The organism is Amycolatopsis sp. NPDC051758 (genome assembly GCF_044453095.1).
Lineage (GTDB): Bacteria > Actinomycetota > Actinomycetes > Mycobacteriales > Pseudonocardiaceae > Amycolatopsis.
In genome coordinates this window covers 339880-361828 of the sequence record NZ_JBITCJ010000001.1, presented here as the reverse complement: position 1 = coordinate 361828, position 21949 = coordinate 339880, and the positions used below count along the sequence as shown (strand labels likewise).

Below are 21949 nucleotides of genomic sequence, written 5' to 3'. Positions count from 1 at the left end.
CCCTGCCACCGTCCCCGTGCCTCCCGTCCACGTTCCACAAGGGAGGTGAAGCGGTGAGTGCCAGGCTACGGCTCACCCGCTGGCGACGCGATCACCCGTACCGAGCCAAGCGCCTGCGTCGCGTTCGGCTCAAGTGGCTCGTCTGCCGCATGTGCGGGTACGGGTCGTTCCTCCAGCTTGACGGCTACTACGTCTGCCGCAACTGCGTCGCCCATATCGATCGGGCGATAGCCGACCGCGAGCGACGGTACCGAGAACAGCACAAGTCCAACTAGAACAGTCCACATTAGACAAAACGTGCGCTGGGGTCGCGCGGCGATGCCGCACGCCCAAATGCGGCGACCAAAAGGCAAGGCGCAGAAGCGGAAACTCGGCTACCAACCATGCCGCTCCTGCGCTGTCCACAACCGCGAGGTGTGAACAATGCAGACGCTAGACGATGACAAGCAACCATCGCCAGTGGGGGTCACCCGCTCGCGATGCTCGGAATGCAAACGGTTCGCCCGGCTGCTGCCGGGTGAGACCAAGTGCGCCCCTTGCTTGGGTGCGTTGCCGCTGGATCTCTCGGCGGTGTTGGGTGGTGGTCGGCGATGACCTCCCCCGGAATGCTCGTGATCGCCCTGGCCGGCCTCGGCCTCGGCGTGTGGGTGCTGGCCAAGATCGGGCGTGCGTTGGCGTCGATGGCTGAGGCGCTGGCTGCGATGGCGGTCGTGTTCTTCGCCTTGTGGTGGGCCTGCAAGGTCGTGTTCTGGCTGTTCTCTCAGGTCGTGATCCACTGGCGCACGTCGTTGACCGTGATCGCGGTCTACCTGTGGTGCGTGTGGCTTGGCTGGGTTTGGCTCGTCGTGAACCTCGGCGGCCTGGCGCTGATCTTCGGGGTGTGGCGGCTGCTCGATGTGACCTCGTTCGACCAGTGGTGCGGCCGGCCTCTGCGGTCGTGGTGGCTGCGCTGGGCGGTCTATCACCTCAAGCTGCCCGGCTGGCTGCACGCCTGCGGCCTCAGTGTCCGAGACGCCGCCTTGCCGGTCGAGGTCACCGTCAACCTGGTCGGTCGTCGGAAGGCTTCACGGGCGACGGCCCGGCAGTCCGGGGTGCAGATCCCCAAGGTTCTCGGCGTCCGCTCTGGCCCGTCATGGGATGAGGTGCGGGTTCAGCTCGTGCCCGGCCAGAAGCCCGAAGACTTCGACGAGGCCGCCCGTGCACTGGCCTCGGCGCGGAACGTCGCACGCTGCCAGGTACGGGAGCTGAAGCCGAACGTGGTCTCCGTCGACTTCCAACGCCGTGACCAGCTGGCCGCGCTCGTGCACACCCCTGCGCTTCCTGAGGGGGAATCCGCGGTGGACCTGCGCAAGGTCTGGGCCGGTCGAACCGAGTACGGGCACGACTGGCAAGTCCCACTGCTCGGCTCCGGCGCGCACTGCCTCACCGCCGGTGCCTCGGGCGCGGGCAAGAACAGCGTGATGTGGTGCCCGCTCGTCGCGGCGGCACCCGCGATCCGCTCGGGCCTCGTGCGCATGTCCGGGATCGATCCCAAGGGGATGGAGCTGGCCTACGGGCGTGGGATCTTCGCCCGCTATGCGGTGTCCGGGAAGGACGCGCTCGAGGTGCTCGACGGCCTGGTCGAGGAGATGGAGACCCGCAAGCGGGAGTTCGCCGGCCACGTCCGCACCATCCCCCTGTCCACCGACTATCCGCTTGAGCTGCTGGAGTTCGACGAGATCGGCGCTCTGACTAAGTACACCGATCGCAAGACCCGCGAACAGATCGTCGAGCGCGTGGCGCTGTTGAACACTCAGGGGCGGGCTCTGAACATCTCCGTTCGCGGCTATGTGCAGGAGCCGACCAAGGACACCGTCCCCGTGCGGGAACTGTTCACTCGCCGGGTGTGCCTGCGAGTGACCTCGAAGACGCACGTCGGCATGGTCCTCGGCGACGGCGCTTACGAACGGGGCGCGTGGGCCAACCGGATCGGCGATTCCGAGGCCGGAGTCGGATTCGTGTGGGGCGAGGGCATCCGCGAACCCCTGCGAATTCGTGCGGGTTGGGTCTCAGACGAGACGGTCAAGGCGCTGGAGCAGTACGTCACCAACGGCGGCGTGGCCCGCCCTGTGCTTGGCGGCGAGGGGGTGGCGGCGTGAACCGGCTGATGGTCTTCCTCGACACCATCCGAGACCACCTCGACCTCCACCAGCTCCCGCCGGTGGCGACGGTGACCGTGCGGACCTGGTCGGACCCGCTCACGGTCCAGCTCGATGCCCACCGGCTGCCCGACGTCGCCGGGGCCTTGCTGACCTGGGCCAACACGCTCGACGGCGTGGCCGCACAGCTGTGGCGGACCCGTGACGGCCGTTCAGTGCACCTGTCGGTCACTGGTCGGACGCCGTGCGGGATTCCGGTCCTGGTCTACGGCGGCGTCTCGCACGACCCGGCGATGTTCCCGGACCTGCCCGCCGGTGAGCGGCAGGACATGCCCGTGTTCCAGCTCCGGCAATGGTCCCGCCCCGGGGAGGTGGCTGCCTGATGACCGATCAGGAACAGAGCCAGCCGGCCACGACTGGTACGCGGGCCGAACGGATGCGATCACCGCTGGCCGCCGAAGTCATCCGGGCGACGGCGGAGAAACACGGCGTCTGCGTCCGCCCGTTCACGATGGAAGTGGGCGACACGGAAACGGGCGAACTTCGCTACGTCCCGGTTCCCTGCGGCTCCACAGTGGAATCGGTGTGCCTACCCTGCGCCCGGAAGGCGAAAGCGCTTCGGCAGGCGCAGTGCCGCGAGGGCTGGCACATGACCGAAGAACCCGTCCTCGCCGCCGAGCCTCCGTCCGAGGACCACAAAGAGCTGCTGACCTACCGCGCGGACCTGGTCGCGGCCTACCGGGAGGTGATCGAGCACGACCAGGCGGAGGCCGAGGAGCTGCGAGAGGAGGTCGCCGGGGTTGACGCGGAACTTCGGCAACTCGGGATGCGGGGCCGGCTGCCCACTCTCGACGTCCCGACCAAGCGGGCGGTGAAGCGCTCGACCAGGCGGAGGCAGGACGCGCCGAACTTGCCTCGGCAGAAGGTCGCGAAGACCACCGTGGGACGGGAGTACGCGGGGAAGTTCCGTCCGTCGATGTTCGTCACGCTGACCTGCGACACCTACGGCCCCGTTCGAGATGGGGCACCGGTCGACCCGGCCCGGTACGACTACCGGCGGGCCGCTCGGGACGCGGTGCACTTCTCGGCGCTGGTGGACCGGTGGTGGCAGAACCTCCGTCGCGTGGTCGGCTGGGATGCGCAGTACTTCGCGACCGTGGAGCCGCAGAAGCGGACGGCTCCGCACCTGCACGCGGCGATTCGCGGGGCGATCCCGCACGACGTCATCCGGCAGGTCACCGAAGCCACCTATCACCAGGTCTGGTGGCCCAATCACGACCAGATCGTCTACGTTGACCGGCTGCCCGTGTGGGACGGCGACACCCGGATGTTCCTCGACCCGGACACCCGTACGCCGCTGACCAACTGGGATGACGCGGTTGAGGCCGTGGAGGACCCGGCGCATGTCGTCACGTTCGGGCGGCAGGTGCACTCGAAGGGCATCCTCGGCGGTACCGAAGAGGCTGGCCGCCACATCGGCTACCTCACGAAGTACCTGACCAAGTCCACCGGGGAAGTGGTCGAGGCGGACACGGCGCGGCTGCGGGATCACCACGACCGGCTGCACGCCGAACTGTCGGTCACGCCGTGCTCGCCGCGCTGCGCAGTCTGGCTGCTGTATGGAATCCAGCCGAAGGGTGCGGGCAGCAAGACGACTCCGGGGCACTGCAAGGGACGGGCTCATCGGCGGATCACGCTCGGGCTTCCCGGCCGTCGGGTGCTGGTGTCACGGAAGTGGTCGGGCAAAACCCTCGACGATCACAAAGCCGACCGGAAAGCCTTCGTCACGCAGGCGTTGGCGGCGATCGGGATTGAGAAGCCGCAACCGGACCCGGCCCGGCTGGTCTGGCGGAAGGTCGAGCCCGGCGACCCGCAGGTTCCGCCTCGGCCGCACCTGGTCATGCGCGCGATCGCGGAACGGATCACGTGGAGGGCCGAGTACGACCGGGCGCTACTCGCCGCCGGACCACCAGGGGACGGTCCGGAAGCTTCGGCAACTCAGCTCGCGGCTTGATTGGAAGGGGGAGGCATGAACAACTTCGCGGGGTTCAGTCGGCTGTGGACGGTCGAGGACGTCTCGAACTACCTCGGCGTCCCGGTGTCGACGCTGTACCAGTGGCGGACTAAGGGCTACGGTCCGGCCGGCCGTCGGATCGGCAAGTACGTCCGGTACCGGCCGGAGGACGTCAGTTCGTGGGTCGACCAGCTGTCGGACGAGGTGGCGTGATGCCTCGCCCTCAGCTGGAGATCGGGACGTACGGGGAGATCCGCTATTCGGCAACTGCAAAGGGCTGGCGGGCTCGGGCGCTCTTCCGCGACTTCGACGGCCAGACGCGGGAGGTCGAGCGCTCGGGGAAGACGAAAACCCAAGCCGCAAACCGGCTTCGGGCCGCCTTCCTCAACTGGCAGGGCTCGACGGTCGGCGAGATCACGCGGGAGACCCGGCTCAAGGATCTAGCCGCTGTGTGGATCGAACAGGTCCAGCAGGACGTCCGGGAGGGCATCAAGTCGCCGACGACCATCAACACCTATGAGTCCATCCTCAAGCGCCACGTGGTCCCGGGGATGGGTGAGCTGCGGGTGCGCGAGGCGACCGTGATGCGGCTGGACCGGTTCCTCGGCGCCCTTCAACGGACCGTCGGGGCCTCGACCGCCAAGACCGCGAGGACGGCGCTGTCCGGGATGCTCGGCCTGGCCGCTCGGTACGACGCGATTGACAGCAATCCGACGCGGGACACCCGGCGCATCCCGAAGAGCAAGAAGAAGCCCCGCGCCCTGGACGCTGAGGAGCGCACGAAGTGGCTGGCGAAGGTCGAGGCCAGCGAGAAGGCGCGGCGCTGGGACCTGCCGGACCTCTCGCGCTTCATGATGGCGGCGGGCGTCCGGGTCGGCGAGGCCCTGGCGACGTACTGGGAGGACGTCGACTTCGTCGAGGGCACGATCGACATCACGCACACGGTCGTGCGGGTCAAGGGCGAGGGCCTGCTCCGCAAGCCTCGGCCGAAGACGGAGTCGAGCATGCGCGCACTCCCCCTGCCGTCCTGGGCGCTGGCGCTGCTGGAGCGGCGGTGGGCTGAGGCGAAGGCGGATGGCCGGCCTCTGGCGAGCCCGATCTTCGCGAGCACGGTCGGCACGCTGCGGGACCCGAACAACGTCCTGCGGGTGCTCCGTGAAATCCGGGGATCGGACGACTTCCTATGGCTCACGTCGCACAACTTCAGGAAGACGACGGCGACCGCGCTGGACGACGCGGGCGTCCCGACTCGGCTGATCGCTGATCACCTCGGCCACTCGCGGGTGTCGATGACGCAGGACACCTACCTGGGCCGGAAGACCGTGGACCCGATCACGGCGAAGGCCCTCGAAGGGCTCTTGGACGTGGCTAGTACCGGCAGTGAAAAAGAAGCTGAACGGCGATGTGATTCGTAAGCGCATAATCGGATTCATGACAAATCAATGGATTGGCGTCTCGGTAGCAGGATTCCTCGGTCTAGCTGGCATGTTCTTCACGTGGCTCAGTTCAAAACAGGGGCGAGATCACGCTGAACGCCTTGCTCAGCAGCGGTCGCGACACGAACGGCAACTTGCCAAAGAGGCCCGAGAGCAGGAGCGACTAGGGGGCGCCTACGTCCGATTACTTGTCATGGCTGAACGTAGTGGCGCTTGGGCTCAGTCAGTGAAGCCGATGATGGACACTGACCCGCCGCAACCCGTCCCACCACTTCCAGAAATCGAGGCGCAGACCGAAGTGGAAGCAACCGTGAGCGCATTCGGATCGCACGAGGTCCGGTCACGCCTTGATCGTTGGCGGGAGGTCGTGAGAGACATCATTTCAGCGGTGGGGCTGATCGACCTAGAACGAGACGCCGCGCAGAAGGGTCACAGCGGAAGTGTTGACTTCGGGCAGCCGTACATGAAGCTGCGCGAACTCCGTCCGGTCGAACGCGAGGCCCGTCGAGCACTGGCCGACCAGGTGGCGGCCGAGCTCGGTCACCGCACCGCTGACGCCAGGCCGCCTACTCCAGTGCGCCAATCAGACGAGCCGAGTGACGCGGAGCACACCGTCCCGCAGCCAGCCGCTCCCCCAGATAAACCGTCGGACCCCAATTCCGGGGATAACCCGGGGAGCCGATCTTGACCAGTAGCGACCAACAGGCCGCTGACCAGGGAGTTTGAGTGGGCCGCCTGGGGCTCGAACCCAGAACCTACGGATTAAAAGTCCGCAGCTCTACCAATTGAGCTAACGGCCCGCGCGTCCAGTTTAGCCAGGGGCTGGTCACCCACCCGCACACCGGGTCCGGCTCAGGCGTCGCTGAAGGTCAAGACTGGTTCTTGGCGGGGTGGCCGCCCATGATGCGTTCATGCTGGGTTCGCTGCTGATCCTCACCGGGCCGCCCGGGGCCGGGAAGTCCACCGTTGCGCGGCTGATCACCGAAGATGCGCCGCGGGCGACCGTTCACCTGCACACCGACAGCTTCTACGTCTGGATCCGGACCGGGTTCGTGCCGCCGTACCTGCCCGAGGCCGCGCGGCAGAACGACGTTGTGCTCGGGGTGATCGCCGAAGCCGCGTGCGGTTACGCGCGCGGGGGCTACGACGTGGTGCTCGACGGCATTGTCGGGCCGTGGGCGCTGGATCCCTTCCGCGACGCTGCGAAGCGGGACGGTCTGGACCTCTGCTACGTCGTGCTGCGGCCGAGTCTTGATGTCACCCTCGCCCGGGGGACCGGTCGGGAAGGCCGGGAGCTCACGGAGATCGAGCCCATCAAGGGGATGCACGGCGCGTTCGCCGAACTGGGCGAGCTCGAACGGAACGTCATCGACACCACCGAGCAGACCGTCGAAGAGACCGCCGACGCGGTGCGGCGCCGGGTCCTTCGAGACCGGGCCTGAGCTGGCATGATCCGAAATTGTCAGACCCCTGTGGCACGCTCCGCTCATGACCGAACACACGACTCCGGTGGCGGCCCCGGCACGCTTGACCGGTGACCGGATCGATCCGACCCCGGTCGCCGACGAACGCCAGGCCCTGACCGAAAGCCTCGACTACTACCGGCGCACCTTCGAGCTGAAATGCGAAGGCCTGGACCCGGCCCGGCTGGCCGAACGCTCCGTGCCACCGTCGACGCTGACCCTGCACGGATTGCTGCGGCACCTCACCGGCGTCGAACGCTGGTGGTTCCGCATCCAGTTCGCGGGTGAGGACCTCCCGAACCTCTACTACTCCGACGACGACCCGGAGCAGGACTTCACAGCGCTGGACGGCGACGTCGACGAAGCATTTTCTTTGTGGCACAGCGAATGTGCGCGGTCGCGGGAGATCGTGGCCGCCAGCACTTTCGACCAGACGGGCACCCGCATCAGCACCGGCGAACCGTTCACCCTGCGCTGGCTGATGCTGCGGATGATCGGCGAGTACGCGCGGCACCTCGGCCAAGCCGACCTGGTCCGCGAACGGATCGACGGCGCGACCGGCGAATAACGGCTCAGGCTTCTGCCGCGGCGCGACGGCGGAACCGGAAGAGGAGGCTGCCCACGAGGGGAACGACGATCCAGCAGGCGTACGCCCAGTGCGTGAAGAAGGCGACCGGGATCGAGACGGCGAAGGCGGCGGCCATCGTGCCGACCCCGCGGTAGATCCCGCCGAAGAGCTCCGGCGGGGTGTCCGCGCGGTAGAGGCGGTGACGCTGGATCTGCCGGGTCATCACGAGGAACAGCGTCAGCGCGACGACCTGCACGAGCGCGTAGAAGACGAAGCGGAACTCGAAGCCGCCGTCCTCACCGATCACCTTGGTGGCGAAGGGCATGACCACCTGCATCAGCAGCCAGCCGAAGCTGAGCTGCACGAGCCCGCCGCCCAGCGTGGTGACGTGGTGGAACAGGCGGTGGTGCGCGCGCCAGTGGCCGCCGATCACGGCGAAACTGATCAGGAAGGAGATGTATTCGGATTGATGATGCCCGAGTGACCGCAGCAGTTCGGCGCTGGTGGCGCCCTCCGGTAGCGGCAGCTCGAGCGCGAGCAGGGTGATCGCGATGGCCACGACGGCGTCCGAAAAGAAGGTGAGCCGCTCGGCGGCGATCCCCCGGGTTTCGGAGCCGACGGCGTCTTCGTCGGACGTGACGCTGCTCATGGCCGAGGAGCGTGCCAGACGCGGCTGCGCAGCCGTCGCGGAGGTCGGGTGCGTGCGATGCTGGCGCCCATGAGCGTCGACCCCGATTCCGGACTCCTGTCCCCGGTGCGGGCCGGTACGCCGGCCGAAGCGTCGACCGGCGACGAGGCCTGGCTGCGCGCCATGCTCGACGCCGAAGCGGCGCTCGCCAGAGCGCAGGCGCGGCTCGGAACGGTGCCTTCCGAGGCCGCGGCCGCGATCACGGAGGCGGCGGGCGGTGCGCGGATCGACGTCGTCGAGCTGGCGCGCGAGTCGCGGGCGACCGCGAACCCGGTCGTCGGCCTGGTCAAGGCGCTGATGTCGGCGGTCGGGGAGATCGCACCCGGGGCCGCGGAGTACGTGCACCGCGGCTCGACCAGCCAGGACATCTTCGACACGGCGATGATGCTGGTCGCCGACCGGACGCTGCGGCCGCTGGTGGCGGACCTCGACACCACCGCCGAGGCGCTGGCCGAGCTGGCGCGCGCCCACCGGGACACGACGATGGCCGGCCGGACGCTGACGGCGCACGCGGTGCCGACGACCTTCGGGCTCAAGGCCGCGGGCTGGCGGCAACTGGTGCTGGACGCGGCCGTCCGGGTCCGGCGGGTGCTCGACGGCGGGCTGCCGGTCTCCCTGGGCGGCGCGGCCGGGACGCTGGCGGCGTACGTCGAGTACGCGCGCCTGGCCGACGCCGTGCGGGGCGACGCGACCGACGCGGCCGCGGCAAAAGGCGGGGGCGGGGGCGGGGGCGGGGGCGGGGGCGGGGGCGATGATCGCAACACCGTCGATCCCACCTACGTCGATCCCACCTACGCGGAACGCCTGACCGCCGCGTTCGCCACGGAAACCGGCCTGGCCGCACCGACGCTGCCGTGGCACTCGCTGCGCACGCCGGTCGTGGACCTCGCGAACGCGCTCGCCTTCACCGCCGGTGCGCTCGGGAAGCTGGCCGTCGACGTCGAGACGCTCACCCGCACCGAACTGGGCGAAGTCGTCGAACCAGCCGCCGATGGCCGGGGCGGCTCGTCGGCGATGCCGCACAAGCGGAACCCCGTGCTCGCGACGCTGATCCGTTCGGCCGCGCTGCAGGTGCCGGTGCTGGCCGCGGGTGTCACGCAGTCGATGCTGACCGAGGACGAACGCTCGGCCGGGGTCTGGCACGCCGAGTGGCAGCTGGTCCGCGAGTGCCTCCGGCTGGCCGGCGGGTCCGCGCACACCGCCGCCGAGCTGGCGCGCGGGCTCACCGTGCAGCCCGAGCGGATGCGGGCGAACCTGGCGTCGACGCACGGGCTGATCGTCTCCGAACGGCTTTCCGCCGTGCTCTCGCCGCTGCTCGGCAAGGCGAAGGCCAAGGAACTGCTGGGTGAGGCGTCACAACGAGCCGTGCGCGAAGACCGGCCGCTGCGGGACGTGCTGGACGACCTGCCCGCGATCACGGGCGTCCTCACCCCGGCGGCGCTGGACGACCTGCTCGACCCGGCCGGCTACACCGGCGCGGCGGCGACGCTGGTCGACCGGGCCCTCGGCGAGGTGCCCCGGTGACCGCCCCCTTCTGACCAGGCGTGCGCTCCCGTCGAAATTTCTTTGAACCGCCTTCGCCGGGTGTCCGTGTAGTGGGTATCAAGCAGCCGCACCGAGCGGCGGGAAACCCCAACGGACACAAGGAGAACTTCCATGCTTCGCACGCGCATCGCCGTCTCCGTCGCCGCGGCGGCAGCCGGGCTGGCAGTGCTCACCGCTTGCTCGGGTGCAGAAACTGCTCAGCCGGTCATCGCCCCGGCGGCCGCCGGTGGCACCGGAGGCGGCCAGATCGCCAACGGGCAGGTCGGCAACGCCGCTCCGGCGTCGAACGAGTCGAAACTGGTCGTCGCGGATGTCGCGGCCGTCGGGCAGGTGCTGACGGACCAGAACGGCATGACCCTCTACCGGTTCGACAAGGACACGGCGAAGCCGCCGAAGTCCAATTGCGACGGTGACTGCGCCAAGGCCTGGCCGCCGATGCTGGCCACCGGGGACGTTCAGGTCCAGGGGGTCGACAAGAACCTCGTCGGGAAGGTGACGCGGTCCGACGGCACCGAGCAGATCACCGTCGGTGGCTGGGCGCTCTACCGCTACGCCAAGGACGCCAAGGCCGGTGACGCGACCGGCCAGGGTGTCGGTGGCGCCTGGTACGCGGCGAACGCCAAGGGTGGCAAGGCCGGGCAGGCCGCTGCCGAAGCCGGCGTGGTCAAGCTGAGCGCCAGCAAGATCGACGGCCTCGGCGACGCGATCGTCGACCAGAACGGCATGACGCTCTACCTGTTCCAGAAGGACACCAAGAAGGCCAAGACCTCCGCCTGCAACGGTGACTGCGCCAAGACCTGGCCGGCGGTGCTCTCGAACGGCAAGGTCGAGCTGCAGGGCATCGACTCGAAGCTCCTCGGCAGCATCAAGCGTGCGGACGGCACCGAGCAGGTCACCATCGGCGGCTGGCCGGTCTACACCTTCTCGAAGGACACGAAGCCCGGTGACGCGAACGGCAACGGCGTGAACGGCACTTGGTTCGTCATCGAGCCCGCCGGCTGCAAGGTCGGCACCAACCCTGCCGGCGCCGCCGCCAGCCAGGCTCCTGCTCCGGCTGACAGCGGCACCGGGAGCGGCGCCGGTGGCACCACTTACTGAGCCACCTCGAACTTCCTAGTGGGCGAGGCCCGGCGGACGCTCTTCACGAGCGACCTCCGGGCCTCGCTCCTTGCGTCCACGACGCAGGAACGAGCGGGTGCGGGGCTCGTCGGCAACCCGGTCGTCGTCAGTGACATGGCCATCGGTGACGCGGTCGGTGCGCTGCTCGACCACCGTCGGCTCGTCGGCGATCCCGGTCTCCTCTTCGGGGACGAGGATGGTGCGGCGGGCCGGCAGAACGGCGATCAGCAGACCGAGCGCGGCAACACCGAGGTGCAGCCAGGTGTCGGCGCGGCCCATGTCCATCGGGTTGCCGGCGGTGGCGAACGGGTTGTTCGAGATGAGGCCGTCGATCATCAGGCCCCAGACGAACAGCGCGCCGTAGCCGATGAACAGCAGCCAGCCGAAGATCCGCGCGCGGCCCGAGCCGAACGCCAGCAGCAGGCCGACGACGCCGGTCACCACGCGGACCAGGCTCATGAGTGGATTGCCGGAGAACCGCCAGATCCCGGCGTCGTGGTGCCCGGCGAAGTTGCCGAGACCGGTCCTGGTGAATCCGATGATGCCGACGACGAGGAACGCGATCCCGGCCAGTCCGGCCAGCACCTGCGCCGGCTGCAGGCCGCGAACCCGGATGCGTGCGCCTTTCGCGTGAGTCATGACTCCAGTCCTTCCCAGCATGTGGTGACGACCGTCACCGCACACAGGTACCCCGTGAACACGGGGAGCGAAACGATGCCGCTTGCCCGCAGGGCCCCGCGGCGTTCCCGGATCCGGGCCGATCCGAGAGCTATCCCACAAACCCACCCGATCCGGGGAACGCCGGAGCGCGGTTCCGGCAATCCGGATCATGCGCAAGCTGAGCGGCATCTTCCTGGTGGGGCTGTGCGTGGGGGCGATCGGCGCGGTGGTCGTGACGGCGAGTCACGGCACCGTCGCGGCACCCAAGCCGATCGCGGTCACCGAAGCGGTGACAACGATGTCGGAATCGGCCACACCGACCCCTACACCGACGCCGAGCCCCACTCCGAGCCCGAAGGCGTCGCCGCCCCCCGAGAAGAAGTCCGAAGTGGACGCCGCCGCGCTCGACCGCCTGGTGCCCGGCGGCCACGTCAGCGCCGTCGTGTTCGACCGGGAGCGGGGCGCGGCGACCGTCTCCGCGCACGCCGATCGCGCCTACACCTCGGCCTCGCTCGTGAAGCTGCTCATCGCGCTCGCCGTGCTCGATCGGGGCGGGCCCGCGGCACAGGTGCAGCGGATGCTTTCGCGCAGCGACGACGAACTCGCGAGCCGGTTCTGGTCGTCGTACGGCGGGCCGGCGATCGTCACCGGCTGGGCCAAGAAGATCGGCCTCACCGGCACCCGCGCGCCCGCGGATCCCGGCCGCTGGGGTGACACACGGATCACCGCGGCGGACGTCGTGCGGATCTACCAGTACATGCTGGCCCACGCGCCGGGCACGATCCTCGCTGCCCTGCGCGGCGCGACCGAACGGGGCTCGGACGGCTTCCGGCAGTACTTCGGCATCCCCGACGCCGCCGGGCAGCAGCCGTGGGCGGTCAAGCAGGGCTGGTCGTGCTGCGGGCCGACGCGGATGCTGCACACCTCCGGCGTGGTCGGCGAAAACGGCCGCTACATCGTGGTCGTGCTGAGCGAGAACCCGAGCTCGGTCGACTACGCGACCGGCTCGAAGCGGGTGACGGCGGTCGTCCGGGCGCTGCTCGGCTGAGAAGCAGCTACTGGTCCATGTCCGCCAACGAACCGTGCGCGCCCGAGCGCGGCAGGGGCCACGGGAGCACCCCGCCACCGGTCTCCACCCGCCGTCCGGCCGGGGCCGGCGCCGTCGTGTGCGCGCCGATCCAGGCCAGGACATCCGGGATCTGCGACTTGAAGGTGTTCATGTTGTGCCCCGCGTCGGGAACCCGCCACGTCGAAAGCTGGATCGGCGGCCGCGCCGCCGCGCGGATCCGGTCGATCGCGGAGTTCTCGGAGTTTTCCTTGTCACCCGAAATCGCCAGGATGTCCACCGGCGACGGGTGCAGACGCACGTTCACGCCGACGTTGTTGGCGTCGTTGATGTCCTGCCGGCCCTTGAACAGGTCCTCGGTCTCCGCGTCGATCTGCGCCTTGTCGTAACCGCTGACGCTGACCGCTTGCCCGTACCACTGGGGATGCCGGGTCGCCAGGTTCATCGCGCAGAACCCGCCGGACGACCAGCCAGCGATCGTCCACGCCCGCCGGTTCGGGGAGACGCCGAGCTTCTGCAGCGCCCAGTCCCGCAGGTCCGCGGTCAGGTAGGTGTCGTTGGCGGTGCCGTCGACCTCGTCGACGCACTCGGTGTCGTGGCCGATCTTCGGGACGCCCGTGGGGTCCGGCACGATCACGACCGCCTGCGGCAGGGCGTGCTTGGCGATCGCCGCGTCGAGCTGCTCCGGCATCTGGTAGCCGCTGGTGAAGACCTCGGGGCCGGACGGGTAGTTGGGGATCCATTCGACGGCCGGGAACCGCAGCCCCTGGTACGCCGCGTCGAAGTACAGCGGCGGCAGGTAGACCGTGACGTCGCGGGTCAGCTGGGTGCGCCGCCCGGTCACCTTCATGTGGACGACCGTGCCCTTGCCCCGGTGCCCGCGCGCCGCCCCGGTGACACGCAGGTCTTCCAGGCCTTCGCCGTTCTGCGCCGCTTCGGCGTCGGTGCCCTGCGCGTCGTAGGCGCCGGTGCCGAGCACCGACCCGACCGTCGGGAAGAACCCGCCGATCATGTTGCCCGTCAGGCCGGTGGTGAGCACCACGAGCACCACCGCGAGCAGGATCGTGGCGCTGCGCCACAACCGCTTCCGCTTCCACCGGTCCCAGAACCACGGGACGGCGATGATCGCGAGCAGCGTCAGCACGACCACCACGATCATGGTGAGCGACGAATCCAGCCGGATGCTGCTCAGGTGCATGGGAACGGTCCTTCCGGGCGGCGAGAAATGCGCGCCCGGATCACGGGACTCGCACATATATCACGTTTGACCACCCGTGCACGTTGCGGCCCTGTGAGTTCCGTCATAGGGCCGCAACGAGCGATTCACTCAGCGATTTCTCAACTATTTCCGGAGCGCCCGGGACAACACGGTGATCGCCTGGGTGATCGCGGCCTCGGCGGCGTGGGTTTCGCGCAGCGCGTTCACCATCACGAAGTCGTGGATGATCCCCTGGTACCGGACGGCGGTGACGGGCACCCCGGCCTGACGCAGCTTCGCCGCGTACGCCTCACCTTCGTCGCGGAGCACGTCCGCCTCCCCGGTGATCACCAGGGCCGGCGGCAGGCCGGCGAGCTCGTCGAGCGACGCGCGCAGCGGCGACGCGGTGATCTCCGCGCGCTGGGCCTCGTCGGTCGTGTACTGGTCCCAGAACCACTTCATGCCTTCGCGGCCGAGGAAGTAGCCCTCGGCGAACTTCAGGTACGACTCGGTGTCGAAGTTCGCGTCGGTGACCGGGTAGAAGAGCACCTGCTGCCGGAAGGTGACGTCGCCGCGCTGTTTGGCCAGCAGCGTCAGGGCCGCCGTCATGTTCCCGCCGACGGAGTCACCGGCGATCGCGATGCGCGAGGTGTCGAGACCCTTCGACGCGCCGTGCTCGGCAACCCACTTCGCGACGGCGTAGCTCTGCTCGATGGCGACCGGGTAGCGCGCTTCCGGCGAGCGGTCGTACTCGGGGAAGACGACGGCCGCGCCGACCCCGGCGGCCAGTTCGCGGACCAGGCGCTGGTGGGTGTGGAAGTCGCCGAACACCCAGCCGGCGCCGTGGATGTAGACGATGACCGGCAGCGGACCGGAAACGCCGACGGGGCGCACGATGCGGGTCTCGACCTCGCCGGTCGGACCGCCCGGGACCTTCAGCACCTCGATGTCGGCGTCGGCCATGGCGACTTCGCCGTCCTGGACGCCGTCGACGGCCTTGCGGCCCTCCTCCGGCGGCAGCTGGAACAGGTACGGCGGCTGGTCGGTGGCCTCGGCGAACGCCTGCGCGGCCGGTTCCAGGGCGAGGTGGTGCGGGTTGGCGGTCATGTCTGCCTCCTCGGGGCGGGTGGAGCAACCTGATGACGTAAAGGTAGCTCCCAACTGAGTTGTGCACAACTGAATGACGTCCAATGAGATTTATGGCACTTAAGTTGCCGCGCGCACCCGGGTCCGGGACCATGGAGAGTTACGGGCAAGAGGAGGACGCCATGACGGACACCGGCTCACTGCGGCTGGACGACCAGCTCTGCTTCGGCCTGTATTCGGCGTCGCGCGCGGTGACGTCCCTGTACCGGGTCGTCCTGGCCGACCTCGACCTGACCTACCCCCAGTACCTCGTGATGCTCGCGCTCTGGGAGCGCGACGACCGCCTGGTCAAGGAGCTCGGCGCCGAGCTGAACCTCGACTCGGGCACGCTGTCGCCGCTGCTCAAGCGGCTGCACTCGGCGGGGCTGGTCGAACGCAACCGGCAGGTCGACGACGAGCGCGCGGTCATGGTCAGCCTGAGCGACGCCGGGAAGGCGCTGCGCGAGAAGGCCGTCGGCATCCCGGACGTGATCGGCGCGGCGATGGGCCTGGACGAAGCCGGACTCGCCCGGATGCGCGCGGAGCTGGACCGGTTGACGGAATCCGTGAACGCCTATCGGGAAGCGCTCGCCCCGGCTGGTTAGCATGGCCTCGAAGGGATGGTCATGATCAACCACGACGACGCGCTCAAAGCCGTCGAGAGCAGCCTCGACCGGCCCTCCGCCGCCCGGATCTACGACTACTTCATCGGCGGCAACACGAACTACGCGATCGACCGCGCGTTCGCCGAAAAGGTCCGCGCGCGGCTCCCGCTCATGGGCGAGTACTGCCTGACCAGCCGCCAGTTCCTCGGCCGCGCGATCCGCGAGTGCGTGCGCGCCGGCATCCGGCAGTTCGTCGACATCGGCTCCGGCCTGCCGACCGCCGGCAACGTCCACGAGGTCGCCGACGAAGAACGCGACGAGCTCGACACCCGCGTGCTCTACATCGACAACGAGCCCATCGCCCTCGCGCACTCGACGCTGCTGCTCGCCGACACCGCCGACCCCGAGCGCCACCACGCCATCGCCGCGGACTTCCTGCAGCCGGAGGACCTCTGGGAGCGGGTCGCCACGTCGGACATCATCAACGTCCGCGAGCCGATCGCCCTGGTGATCAACGCCGTCATGCACTTCATCAAGGACGACGCGAACCCCGACCGGCTGCTCGCGTTCTACCGCAGGAAGCTCGCGCCCGGCTCGCTGCTGGTGCTCTCGCAGATGACCAACGAGAACCCGGTCAACGAGGACGAGCGGCAGGCGCTGATCGACCTGCTCGAGTACTACGAGACCACGACGAACCCGGGTTTCCTGCGGCCGATGGCCGAGTTCGAACGCTTCTTCGGCGGCTGGCCGATGCTCGAGCCGGGGCTCGTCTACGCGCCGGCGTGGCACCCGGACGAGCACACCGTGTTCGCCGGCTCGCCGTCCGAGTCGCGGGTGATCGGCGGCATCGCGCGCAAACCCTGATCCACCTGGCTTCCACCCCCGGGTTGACGTCTTGACGCCGTCGCGCGGGCACCGTGGTGATCAAGAGATCGTCGCGGAAGGGAAAGCTCGTGGACAGCTCGGCCAACATCCTCATCGGACTCGTCGTCCTGGCGTGGCTGCTGTGGCGGCAGACGCAGAAGCGGCTGGTCCGCGAAGACCGCAAGCCCACCGTGCTGCTGATCCTGCTGGTGCTCGGGGTGGTCCAGCTGAGCACGTACCTGAAGACCGCTTCGACGTCGGCCACGGTGATCCTGCTGCTGGTCGGCAGCCTGGTGCTCGCGGCGGGCTTCGGCGTCGTCCGCGCGCACAGCGTCAAGCTCTGGCGCCAGGACGGGCAGCTGTGGCGCCAGGGCACCTGGCTCACGATCGCGCTGTGGGTGGTCGCGATCGGTGTCCACATCGGACTGGACGTCCTCTTCGACAGCAGCGCGAAGGGCCTGTCCGGCGCGTCGATCCTGCTCTACCTCGCGGTTTCCCTGGGTGTGCAGCGGCTGGTCGTGCAGTCCCGGGCCACCCGGCTAGCAAGCTTCGCGTAGCCCTTCGAGGACGTCGAGGACCGCGCTCTTGCCCAGGTCGACGGCCTTGTGCAGGACCTCGGGATCACGCTCCAGCGCCACGACGTCGGGTGCCCCGGCGGGCGGGCGGATACTGAGGATGCGCGGATCGGACGCGAGGACCTCCTCGTCCTCGACGTCACGGCGGTAGGTGTCGCGCCAGGCGGGAATCGCCCCCGGGGCCTGGCGGCGCAGGAACCGCGGCACCACGACGTCGTACGCCCGCGGCGGCGGGAGCGGCAGCTCGTCGGCGCGGCGGGTGCGCAGCACCAGGACGTCCGTGGCGTCCTGGGCCAGCGCCGTGCGGTACGGGATCGGCTCGGCGACCCCGGCGTCGACGAACCGGCGGCCCGCCATCGGGATCGGTGGCCCGGCCAGCACCGGCATGCACGACGACGCGGCGAGCGACACCTTGATCGCGTCGACGTCGTCCAGGAGCGGGTGCAGGTCGGTCGGCTCCCCGGTGTCGGCGTCGGTGGCCAGCGGGTGGAACGTCACCGGGTTGGCCAGGATCGCCGGGAAGTCCATCGGCTCCAGCACCGAGTAGACCTGGTGGACGAGGTATTCGAGGTCGATCACCGCGCGGCCGCGCAGGGTGTGCAGCGGGTTGATGATCCGGCGCATGACGACCGGGTTCCACCAGGTCCGCACGCCGGTGGACGACCGGCCGCAGAGCAGCCAGGCGCCGTTCAGCGCGCCGGCCGACGAGCCGTAGACGGCGTCGAACGCGGGTGTGATGCCCAGTTCGTCCAGCGCCAGGACCATGCCGCTCGAGTAGGTGCCGCGGCTGCTGCCGCCTTCGATGGCCAGCGCGAGGCGCCGGCCGTCGGTGCGTTCGCCCGGGACGCTGCCGGTCGCCATCCGTTCGGAGATCAGTTCGAGTACCGGGTGCACTCCTCCCATCCTGGTCTTTTCCGGCGATTCGTCGACCCGATTTGTGAACAACGCAGGGTGTCACTCGCGCGGGTGAAGTGACGTGCGCCTCGTTGCACTGCACCTAGTTGCATATGCATGCTGAGGCGCATGGCACTGGAGCACGCGATCCTCGTCTCGCTGTCCGAGCGCGCCGGCTCGGGCTACGAGCTCACGCGCCGGTTCGAGAAGTCGATCGGGCTCTTCTGGAGCGCCACCCACCAGCAGATCTACCGCGTGCTGAAGCGGATGGAAGAGGCCGGCTGGGTCGCCGTCGACGTCGTCGCGCAGTCGGGGCGGCCGGACAAGAAGGTCTACACGGTCAGCGAAGGCGGGCGCGCCGAACTCGTCCGCTGGCTCACCGAACCGAACCCTTCGGCCGGACCCGTCGAGCTGGCGCTGAAGATCCGCGGTGCGTCCTTCGGTGATCCCGGCGCCGTCGCGGCCGAGATCGTCCGGCACCGCGCGGCGCACGCCGAGCGCCTCGACGTCTACCGCCAGATCGAGAAGCGCGACTTCCCCGCGCCCGCCGGCCTCCAGGGTCAGCACCTGCACCAGTACCTGGTGCTGCGCGGCGGAATCCGCGTCGAAGAGGGCCAGGTCGAGTGGTTCGACGAAGTCCTCGCCGCCCTCCACCACACCAAGGACGCCTGATGAGCCAGTACCCGAACCTGCTGTCGCCGCTCGACCTCGGTTTCACGACGCTGCGCAACCGCGTACTGATGGGGTCGATGCACACCGGCCTCGAGGACAAGGCCGCGCACTTCCCCGAGCTCGCCGAGTACTACGCGGAACGCGCCCGCGGTGGTGTCGGGCTGATCGTCACCGGCGGGTTCGCGCCGAACCGCACCGGCTGGCTGCTGCCGCTCGCGTCGAAGCTGACGACGTCCGCCGAAGCCCGGGAACACCGGCAGCTCACCGCGCCGGTGCACGAGGCGGGCGGCAAGATCGCGCTGCAGGTCCTGCACGCCGGGCGGTACGCCTACCACCCGCTGAGCGTGTCGGCGTCGAGCATCAAGGCGCCGATCAACCCGTTCCGGCCGCGCGCGCTGACCGGCTACGGCGTGCTTCGCCAGATCCGCGCCTTCGCCGACTGCGCCGCTCTCGCACGCGAAGCGGGCTACGACGGCGTCGAGATCATGGGCTCCGAGGGGTACCTGATCAACCAGTTCCTGGCCGAGCGCACCAACAAGCGCACCGACGCCTGGGGCGGCACACCCGAGAAGCGGCGCCGGTTCGCCGTCGAAATCGTGAAGCGCACGCGCGAGAAGGTCGGTGCCGACTTCATCATCATCTACCGGCTTTCGATGCTCGACCTCGTTGCCGGCGGCCAGCGCTGGGAAGACGTCGTCGCGCTCGCGAAGGACGTCGAAGCCGCCGGCGCGACGATCATCAACACCGGCATCGGCTGGCACGAGGCCCGCGTGCCGACGATCGTGACGTCGGTGCCGCGCGCCGCGTTCACCTGGGTCACCGGCAAGCTCAAGCCGCACGTCGGGATCCCCGTCGTCACGTCGAACCGGATCAACATGCCGCAGGTCGCCGAGGAGGCGCTGAGCAGTGGCGACGCCGATCTCGTGTCGATGGCGCGGCCGTTCCTCGCCGATCCCGAGTGGATCCGGAAGGCCGAGACCGGCCGCGAGGACGAGATCAACACCTGCATCGCGTGCAACCAGGCCTGCCTCGACCACGCCTTCAAGCGCAAGCTCGTGTCCTGCATGGTCAACCCGCGCGCCGGCCACGAGACGACGCTGACGCTCTCCCCGGCCCGGCGTTCGAAGCACGTCGCCGTGGTCGGGGCCGGGCCCGCCGGGCTGTCCGCCGCGACCGCGCTGGCCGAACGCGGGCACAGCGTCGAGCTGTTCGAGGCGGACGACGAGATCGGCGGCCAGTTCGGCATCGCGCGGCAGATCCCCGGCAAGGAGGAGTTCGCCGAGACCATCCGCTACTACCAGCGGCGCCTCGAGGTGACCGGCGTGAAGCTGCACCTCGGCACCCGCGTCACCGCGAACGACCTCGCCGGCTTCGACGAGGTCGTGCTGGCCACCGGCGTCACACCGCGTGTGCCGTCGCTGCCCGGGATCGATCACCCGAAGGTGCTGTCCTACGTCGACGTCGTGCGGCACGGGAAGCCGGTCGGCGAGCGGGTCGCCGTGATCGGGGCCGGTGGCATCGGCGTCGACGTCAGCGAGTTCCTCACGCACTCCGCGTCGCCCGCGCTCGACCGGGACGCGTGGATGGCCGAATGGGGTGTCACCGACCCGGAACAGGCGGCCGGCGGGCTCACCGAGCCGAAGCCCGAGCCGTCCCCGCGACAGGTCTACCTGCTGCAGCGCAAGAAGTCCGGGATCGGCGCCGGGCTCGGCAAGACGTCCGGCTGGGTGCACCGCGCCGCGCTCAAGGCGAAGGGTGTCGAACGGATTCCCGGCGTCACCTACGAACGCATCGACGACGCCGGCCTGCACATCACCGTCGACGGCGCGCCGCGGCTGCTCGAAGTCGACACAGTGGTCGTCTGCGCCGGTCAGGAACCCGTGCGCGACCTCGACGGCGACCTGCGGGCCGCCGGGCTCGCGGTGCACCTCATCGGCGGCGCCGACGTCGCGGCCGAACTGGACGCGAAACGCGCCATCGACCAGGGCACCCGGCTGGCCGCCACGCTGTAGTTCCACCGCCCGTCCCGGGCTCCGCACTGGCAGGATGAACCCCGTGCGAGACGTATGCGTGATCGGGCTCGGGCTGATCGGCGGGTCGCTGCTGCGCGCGGCGACCGCGAGCGGCCGCACCGCGTGGGGAGCCGCGGTTTCCGAAGTGGACGCCGACGCGGCGAGCAGGGCGGGGTTCGACGTCACGACCGACGTCGAAGCGGCTCTGCACCGGGCCGCGGCCGAGGACGCGATGGTCGTGCTGGCCGTGCCGCTCCCGGCCGTCGAAGACCTGCTGCGGCTGGTCTCGCAGCACGCGTCGCACTGCCTGCTCACCGACGTGACCAGTGTGAAAGCCCCGGTCCTGGACGCCGTCCGCCGCCGGGTGCCGTACACGCGGTACGTCGGCGGGCACCCGATGGCCGGGACGTCGGACTCCGGCTGGCCGGCCGGTGACGCCGCGCTGTTCGAGGGCGCGGCGTGGGTGGTCGGGGTCGAAGAGGACACCGACCTCGAAGCCTGGGCCGAGGTGGCGCGGTTCGTGCTGGACGTCGGGGCGCACGTGGTCCCGCTGCCCGCGGAGTCGCACGACGAGGCCGTCGCGCGGATCTCCCACCTGCCGCACCTGTTCGCCGCGATCCTCGCCACGATCGGCGCCGAAGGCGGGCCGCTGGCCATGTCGCTGGCCGCCGGGTCCTACCGGGACGGCACGCGCGTCGCGAGTTCGAACCCGCACCTCGTCCGCGCGATGACCGAAGGCAACCGGGACGCGCTGCTGCCGATCGTCGACGAGGCGCTCGGCCGGCTCGGCGCGGCCCGCGGCTCGCTGGCGTCCACCGGCGGGCTCGCGGCCACGATCAACGCGGGACACGAAGGCGCGCAGGCGTTCGCGGCCGGCTTGGACGTCGAGCGGGCCGGCGTCCGGATCAGCCTGGCGGCCCCGGACGCGCGGCAGGGCCTGATCGCCCTCGGCGAGCGCGGTGGCCGGATCACCGGGCTCGCCGACGGGACCGCGACCGGCGAAGTCCAGTAGGAACGTCCATGAGGGGCACCCTCATGGACTTGAAAGCCATGAGGGTGCCGCTCATGACTTCGGGCTACTGGGCGGCCGGCGGCGGGTTGTCCGGCTTGTCGTCGAACTTGTTGAGGAAGTCCTTCGCCTTCTCGACGCCGCCGTCGATCTGCGAGTCGTGGCCGGTGAACTTCGACTTCGCGAAGTCGGCCGCCTTGTCGAGCCCCTGCTCGATCTTGTCGTTGTGCTCACGCAGGGCCTCTTCGGCCTTGCCCTTCAACGCGTCGAAGTCGATTCCCATGAGGCCAATTGAACA

General features: G+C 69.5%; 23 protein-coding genes and 1 tRNA gene. 17 read left to right on the top strand and 7 right to left on the bottom strand.

Going from position 1 to position 21949, the window contains the following annotated elements; translation table 11 throughout:
* The first annotated feature begins 590 nt into the window (after positions 1 to 590).
* From ACIA5G_RS01885 to ACIA5G_RS01860, 6 genes are read left to right on the top strand one after another with little or no spacing between them, the layout of a single operon-like run.
* Positions 591 to 2138, top strand: coding sequence for an FtsK/SpoIIIE domain-containing protein (locus ACIA5G_RS01885; protein WP_395920346.1), 1548 nt, complete (start codon positions 591 to 593; stop codon positions 2136 to 2138).
* Positions 2135 to 2521, top strand: coding sequence for a hypothetical protein (locus ACIA5G_RS01880; protein WP_395920345.1), 387 nt, complete (start codon positions 2135 to 2137; stop codon positions 2519 to 2521). The genes ACIA5G_RS01885 and ACIA5G_RS01880 overlap by 4 nt, the downstream gene beginning before the upstream one ends.
* A complete protein-coding gene (locus ACIA5G_RS01875) occupies positions 2521 to 4152 on the top strand; it encodes a replication initiator (protein ID WP_395920344.1) in 1632 nt (543 codons plus the stop codon). Before ACIA5G_RS01880 ends, ACIA5G_RS01875 begins: the two co-directional genes overlap by 1 nt.
* Before the next feature lie 15 nt (positions 4153 to 4167).
* The gene (locus ACIA5G_RS01870) at positions 4168 to 4365 is read left to right on the top strand and encodes a helix-turn-helix domain-containing protein (protein WP_328446082.1); all 198 of its coding nucleotides are present in this window, start codon (positions 4168 to 4170) and stop codon (positions 4363 to 4365) included.
* Positions 4365 to 5567, top strand: coding sequence for a tyrosine-type recombinase/integrase (locus tag ACIA5G_RS01865; protein ID WP_395920343.1), 1203 nt, complete (start codon positions 4365 to 4367; stop codon positions 5565 to 5567). The genes ACIA5G_RS01870 and ACIA5G_RS01865 overlap by 1 nt, the downstream gene beginning before the upstream one ends.
* Positions 5533 to 6276 carry a hypothetical protein gene (locus ACIA5G_RS01860; protein ID WP_395920342.1) on the top strand — a complete coding sequence of 248 codons (744 nt, stop codon included), beginning with the start codon at positions 5533 to 5535 and terminating at the stop codon, positions 6274 to 6276. Before ACIA5G_RS01865 ends, ACIA5G_RS01860 begins: the two co-directional genes overlap by 35 nt.
* 39 nt (positions 6277 to 6315) lie before the next feature.
* Here ACIA5G_RS01860 and ACIA5G_RS01855 read toward each other — a convergent pair.
* Positions 6316 to 6388, bottom strand: a tRNA-Lys gene (locus ACIA5G_RS01855).
* A 111-nt stretch (positions 6389 to 6499) separates the two neighbouring features.
* Here ACIA5G_RS01855 and ACIA5G_RS01850 point away from each other — a divergent pair.
* Positions 6500 to 7030 carry an AAA family ATPase gene (locus ACIA5G_RS01850; protein WP_395920341.1) on the top strand — a complete coding sequence of 177 codons (531 nt, stop codon included), beginning with the start codon at positions 6500 to 6502 and terminating at the stop codon, positions 7028 to 7030.
* A 46-nt stretch (positions 7031 to 7076) separates the two neighbouring features.
* Complete coding sequence (locus tag ACIA5G_RS01845) at positions 7077 to 7619, top strand: DinB family protein (protein WP_395920340.1); 543 nt, start codon at positions 7077 to 7079, stop codon at positions 7617 to 7619.
* 4 nt (positions 7620 to 7623) lie between these two features.
* Here ACIA5G_RS01845 and ACIA5G_RS01840 read toward each other — a convergent pair whose 3' ends face one another.
* Positions 7624 to 8268 (bottom strand): TMEM175 family protein, encoded by a 645-nt coding sequence (locus tag ACIA5G_RS01840; RefSeq protein WP_395920339.1) that lies wholly within the window; start codon positions 8266 to 8268, stop codon positions 7624 to 7626.
* Between the two features lie 69 nt (positions 8269 to 8337).
* Here ACIA5G_RS01840 and ACIA5G_RS01835 point away from each other — a divergent pair, with 69 nt between their 5' ends.
* Positions 8338 to 9831 carry an adenylosuccinate lyase family protein gene (locus tag ACIA5G_RS01835; protein ID WP_395920338.1) on the top strand — a complete coding sequence of 498 codons (1494 nt, stop codon included), beginning with the start codon at positions 8338 to 8340 and terminating at the stop codon, positions 9829 to 9831.
* 132 nt (positions 9832 to 9963) lie between these two features.
* Positions 9964 to 10950, top strand: coding sequence for an SCO0930 family lipoprotein (locus ACIA5G_RS01830; protein ID WP_395920337.1), 987 nt, complete (start codon positions 9964 to 9966; stop codon positions 10948 to 10950).
* A 15-nt stretch (positions 10951 to 10965) separates the two neighbouring features.
* Here ACIA5G_RS01830 and ACIA5G_RS01825 read toward each other — a convergent pair whose 3' ends face one another.
* Complete coding sequence (locus ACIA5G_RS01825) at positions 10966 to 11610, bottom strand: DUF4383 domain-containing protein (protein ID WP_395920336.1); 645 nt, start codon at positions 11608 to 11610, stop codon at positions 10966 to 10968.
* Between the two features lie 190 nt (positions 11611 to 11800).
* On the opposite strand from ACIA5G_RS01825, the gene ACIA5G_RS01820 reads away from it, so the two are divergent.
* Entirely contained in the window at positions 11801 to 12679 is an 879-nt protein-coding gene (locus ACIA5G_RS01820; RefSeq protein ID WP_395920335.1) for a hypothetical protein, read from the top strand.
* A 7-nt stretch (positions 12680 to 12686) separates the two neighbouring features.
* Here the strand turns inward: ACIA5G_RS01820 and ACIA5G_RS01815 are convergent, their stop codons facing one another.
* Both ACIA5G_RS01815 and ACIA5G_RS01810 read right to left on the bottom strand, forming a co-directional pair.
* Positions 12687 to 13895: an alpha/beta hydrolase gene (locus tag ACIA5G_RS01815; RefSeq protein WP_395920334.1), complete on the bottom strand. Its 1209-nt coding sequence runs from the start codon at positions 13893 to 13895 to the stop codon at positions 12687 to 12689.
* Positions 13896 to 14039: 144 nt separating this feature from the next.
* Positions 14040 to 15002 (bottom strand): alpha/beta hydrolase, encoded by a 963-nt coding sequence (locus ACIA5G_RS01810; protein ID WP_395920333.1) that lies wholly within the window; start codon positions 15000 to 15002, stop codon positions 14040 to 14042.
* 161 nt (positions 15003 to 15163) lie between these two features.
* On the opposite strand from ACIA5G_RS01810, the gene ACIA5G_RS01805 reads away from it, so the two are divergent.
* The 3 genes from ACIA5G_RS01805 to ACIA5G_RS01795 all read left to right on the top strand — a co-directional run bounded on the left by ACIA5G_RS01805 (position 15164) and on the right by ACIA5G_RS01795 (position 17046).
* Positions 15164 to 15625 carry a MarR family winged helix-turn-helix transcriptional regulator gene (locus ACIA5G_RS01805; protein WP_395920332.1) on the top strand — a complete coding sequence of 154 codons (462 nt, stop codon included), beginning with the start codon at positions 15164 to 15166 and terminating at the stop codon, positions 15623 to 15625.
* Positions 15626 to 15646: 21 nt separating this feature from the next.
* Positions 15647 to 16489: an SAM-dependent methyltransferase gene (locus ACIA5G_RS01800; RefSeq protein ID WP_395920331.1), complete on the top strand. Its 843-nt coding sequence runs from the start codon at positions 15647 to 15649 to the stop codon at positions 16487 to 16489.
* A gap of 89 nt (positions 16490 to 16578) precedes the next feature.
* On the top strand, positions 16579 to 17046 hold the full coding sequence (locus tag ACIA5G_RS01795; protein ID WP_395920330.1) for a hypothetical protein: 468 nt from the start codon (positions 16579 to 16581) through the stop codon (positions 17044 to 17046).
* Here ACIA5G_RS01795 and ACIA5G_RS01790 read toward each other — a convergent pair.
* The gene (locus tag ACIA5G_RS01790; RefSeq protein ID WP_395920329.1) at positions 17029 to 17967 is read right to left on the bottom strand and encodes a patatin family protein; all 939 of its coding nucleotides are present in this window, start codon (positions 17965 to 17967) and stop codon (positions 17029 to 17031) included. The genes ACIA5G_RS01795 and ACIA5G_RS01790 overlap by 18 nt on opposite strands.
* Positions 17968 to 18087: 120 nt before the next feature.
* Between ACIA5G_RS01790 and ACIA5G_RS01785 the strand changes: the two genes are divergently transcribed.
* From ACIA5G_RS01785 to ACIA5G_RS01775, 3 genes are read left to right on the top strand one after another with little or no spacing between them, the layout of a single operon-like run.
* Positions 18088 to 18630, top strand: a complete 543-nt coding sequence (locus ACIA5G_RS01785) for a PadR family transcriptional regulator (protein ID WP_395920328.1) — start codon at positions 18088 to 18090, stop codon at positions 18628 to 18630.
* Positions 18630 to 20642 carry an FAD-dependent oxidoreductase gene (locus tag ACIA5G_RS01780; protein ID WP_395920327.1) on the top strand — a complete coding sequence of 671 codons (2013 nt, stop codon included), beginning with the start codon at positions 18630 to 18632 and terminating at the stop codon, positions 20640 to 20642. The genes ACIA5G_RS01785 and ACIA5G_RS01780 overlap by 1 nt, the downstream gene beginning before the upstream one ends.
* Before the next feature lie 34 nt (positions 20643 to 20676).
* Entirely contained in the window at positions 20677 to 21654 is a 978-nt protein-coding gene (locus tag ACIA5G_RS01775) for a prephenate dehydrogenase (RefSeq protein WP_395920326.1), read from the top strand.
* Positions 21655 to 21718: 64 nt separating this feature from the next.
* Here ACIA5G_RS01775 and ACIA5G_RS01770 read toward each other — a convergent pair whose 3' ends face one another.
* A complete protein-coding gene (locus ACIA5G_RS01770) occupies positions 21719 to 21934 on the bottom strand; it encodes an antitoxin (protein ID WP_395920325.1) in 216 nt (71 codons plus the stop codon).
* Between the last annotated feature and the right edge of the window lie 15 nt (positions 21935 to 21949).

Bases quoted from the DNA above. Each gene is read 5' to 3' on its own strand.
- ACIA5G_RS01785 (WP_395920328.1), top strand. From the start codon at position 18,088: ATGGCACTGGAGCACGCGATCCTCGTCTCGCTGTCCGAGCGCGCCGGC.
- ACIA5G_RS01830 (WP_395920337.1), top strand. From the start codon at position 9,964: ATGCTTCGCACGCGCATCGCCGTCTCCGTCGCCGCGGCGGCAGCCGGG.
- ACIA5G_RS01815 (WP_395920334.1), bottom strand. From the start codon at position 13,895: ATGCACCTGAGCAGCATCCGGCTGGATTCGTCGCTCACCATGATCGTG.
- ACIA5G_RS01820 (WP_395920335.1), top strand. From the start codon at position 11,801: ATGCGCAAGCTGAGCGGCATCTTCCTGGTGGGGCTGTGCGTGGGGGCG.
- ACIA5G_RS01810 (WP_395920333.1), bottom strand. From the start codon at position 15,002: ATGACCGCCAACCCGCACCACCTCGCCCTGGAACCGGCCGCGCAGGCG.
- ACIA5G_RS01800 (WP_395920331.1), top strand. From the start codon at position 15,647: ATGATCAACCACGACGACGCGCTCAAAGCCGTCGAGAGCAGCCTCGAC.
- ACIA5G_RS01805 (WP_395920332.1), top strand. From the start codon at position 15,164: ATGACGGACACCGGCTCACTGCGGCTGGACGACCAGCTCTGCTTCGGC.
- ACIA5G_RS01845 (WP_395920340.1), top strand. From the start codon at position 7,077: ATGACCGAACACACGACTCCGGTGGCGGCCCCGGCACGCTTGACCGGT.
- ACIA5G_RS01865 (WP_395920343.1), top strand. From the start codon at position 4,365: ATGCCTCGCCCTCAGCTGGAGATCGGGACGTACGGGGAGATCCGCTAT.
- ACIA5G_RS01835 (WP_395920338.1), top strand. From the start codon at position 8,338: ATGAGCGTCGACCCCGATTCCGGACTCCTGTCCCCGGTGCGGGCCGGT.
- ACIA5G_RS01790 (WP_395920329.1), bottom strand. From the start codon at position 17,967: ATGGGAGGAGTGCACCCGGTACTCGAACTGATCTCCGAACGGATGGCG.
- ACIA5G_RS01870 (WP_328446082.1), top strand. From the start codon at position 4,168: ATGAACAACTTCGCGGGGTTCAGTCGGCTGTGGACGGTCGAGGACGTC.
- ACIA5G_RS01885 (WP_395920346.1), top strand. From the start codon at position 591: ATGACCTCCCCCGGAATGCTCGTGATCGCCCTGGCCGGCCTCGGCCTC.
- ACIA5G_RS01840 (WP_395920339.1), bottom strand. From the start codon at position 8,268: ATGAGCAGCGTCACGTCCGACGAAGACGCCGTCGGCTCCGAAACCCGG.
- ACIA5G_RS01780 (WP_395920327.1), top strand. From the start codon at position 18,630: ATGAGCCAGTACCCGAACCTGCTGTCGCCGCTCGACCTCGGTTTCACG.
- ACIA5G_RS01850 (WP_395920341.1), top strand. From the start codon at position 6,500: ATGCTGGGTTCGCTGCTGATCCTCACCGGGCCGCCCGGGGCCGGGAAG.
- ACIA5G_RS01775 (WP_395920326.1), top strand. From the start codon at position 20,677: ATGAACCCCGTGCGAGACGTATGCGTGATCGGGCTCGGGCTGATCGGC.
- ACIA5G_RS01770 (WP_395920325.1), bottom strand. From the start codon at position 21,934: ATGGGAATCGACTTCGACGCGTTGAAGGGCAAGGCCGAAGAGGCCCTG.
- ACIA5G_RS01825 (WP_395920336.1), bottom strand. From the start codon at position 11,610: ATGACTCACGCGAAAGGCGCACGCATCCGGGTTCGCGGCCTGCAGCCG.
- ACIA5G_RS01875 (WP_395920344.1), top strand. From the start codon at position 2,521: ATGACCGATCAGGAACAGAGCCAGCCGGCCACGACTGGTACGCGGGCC.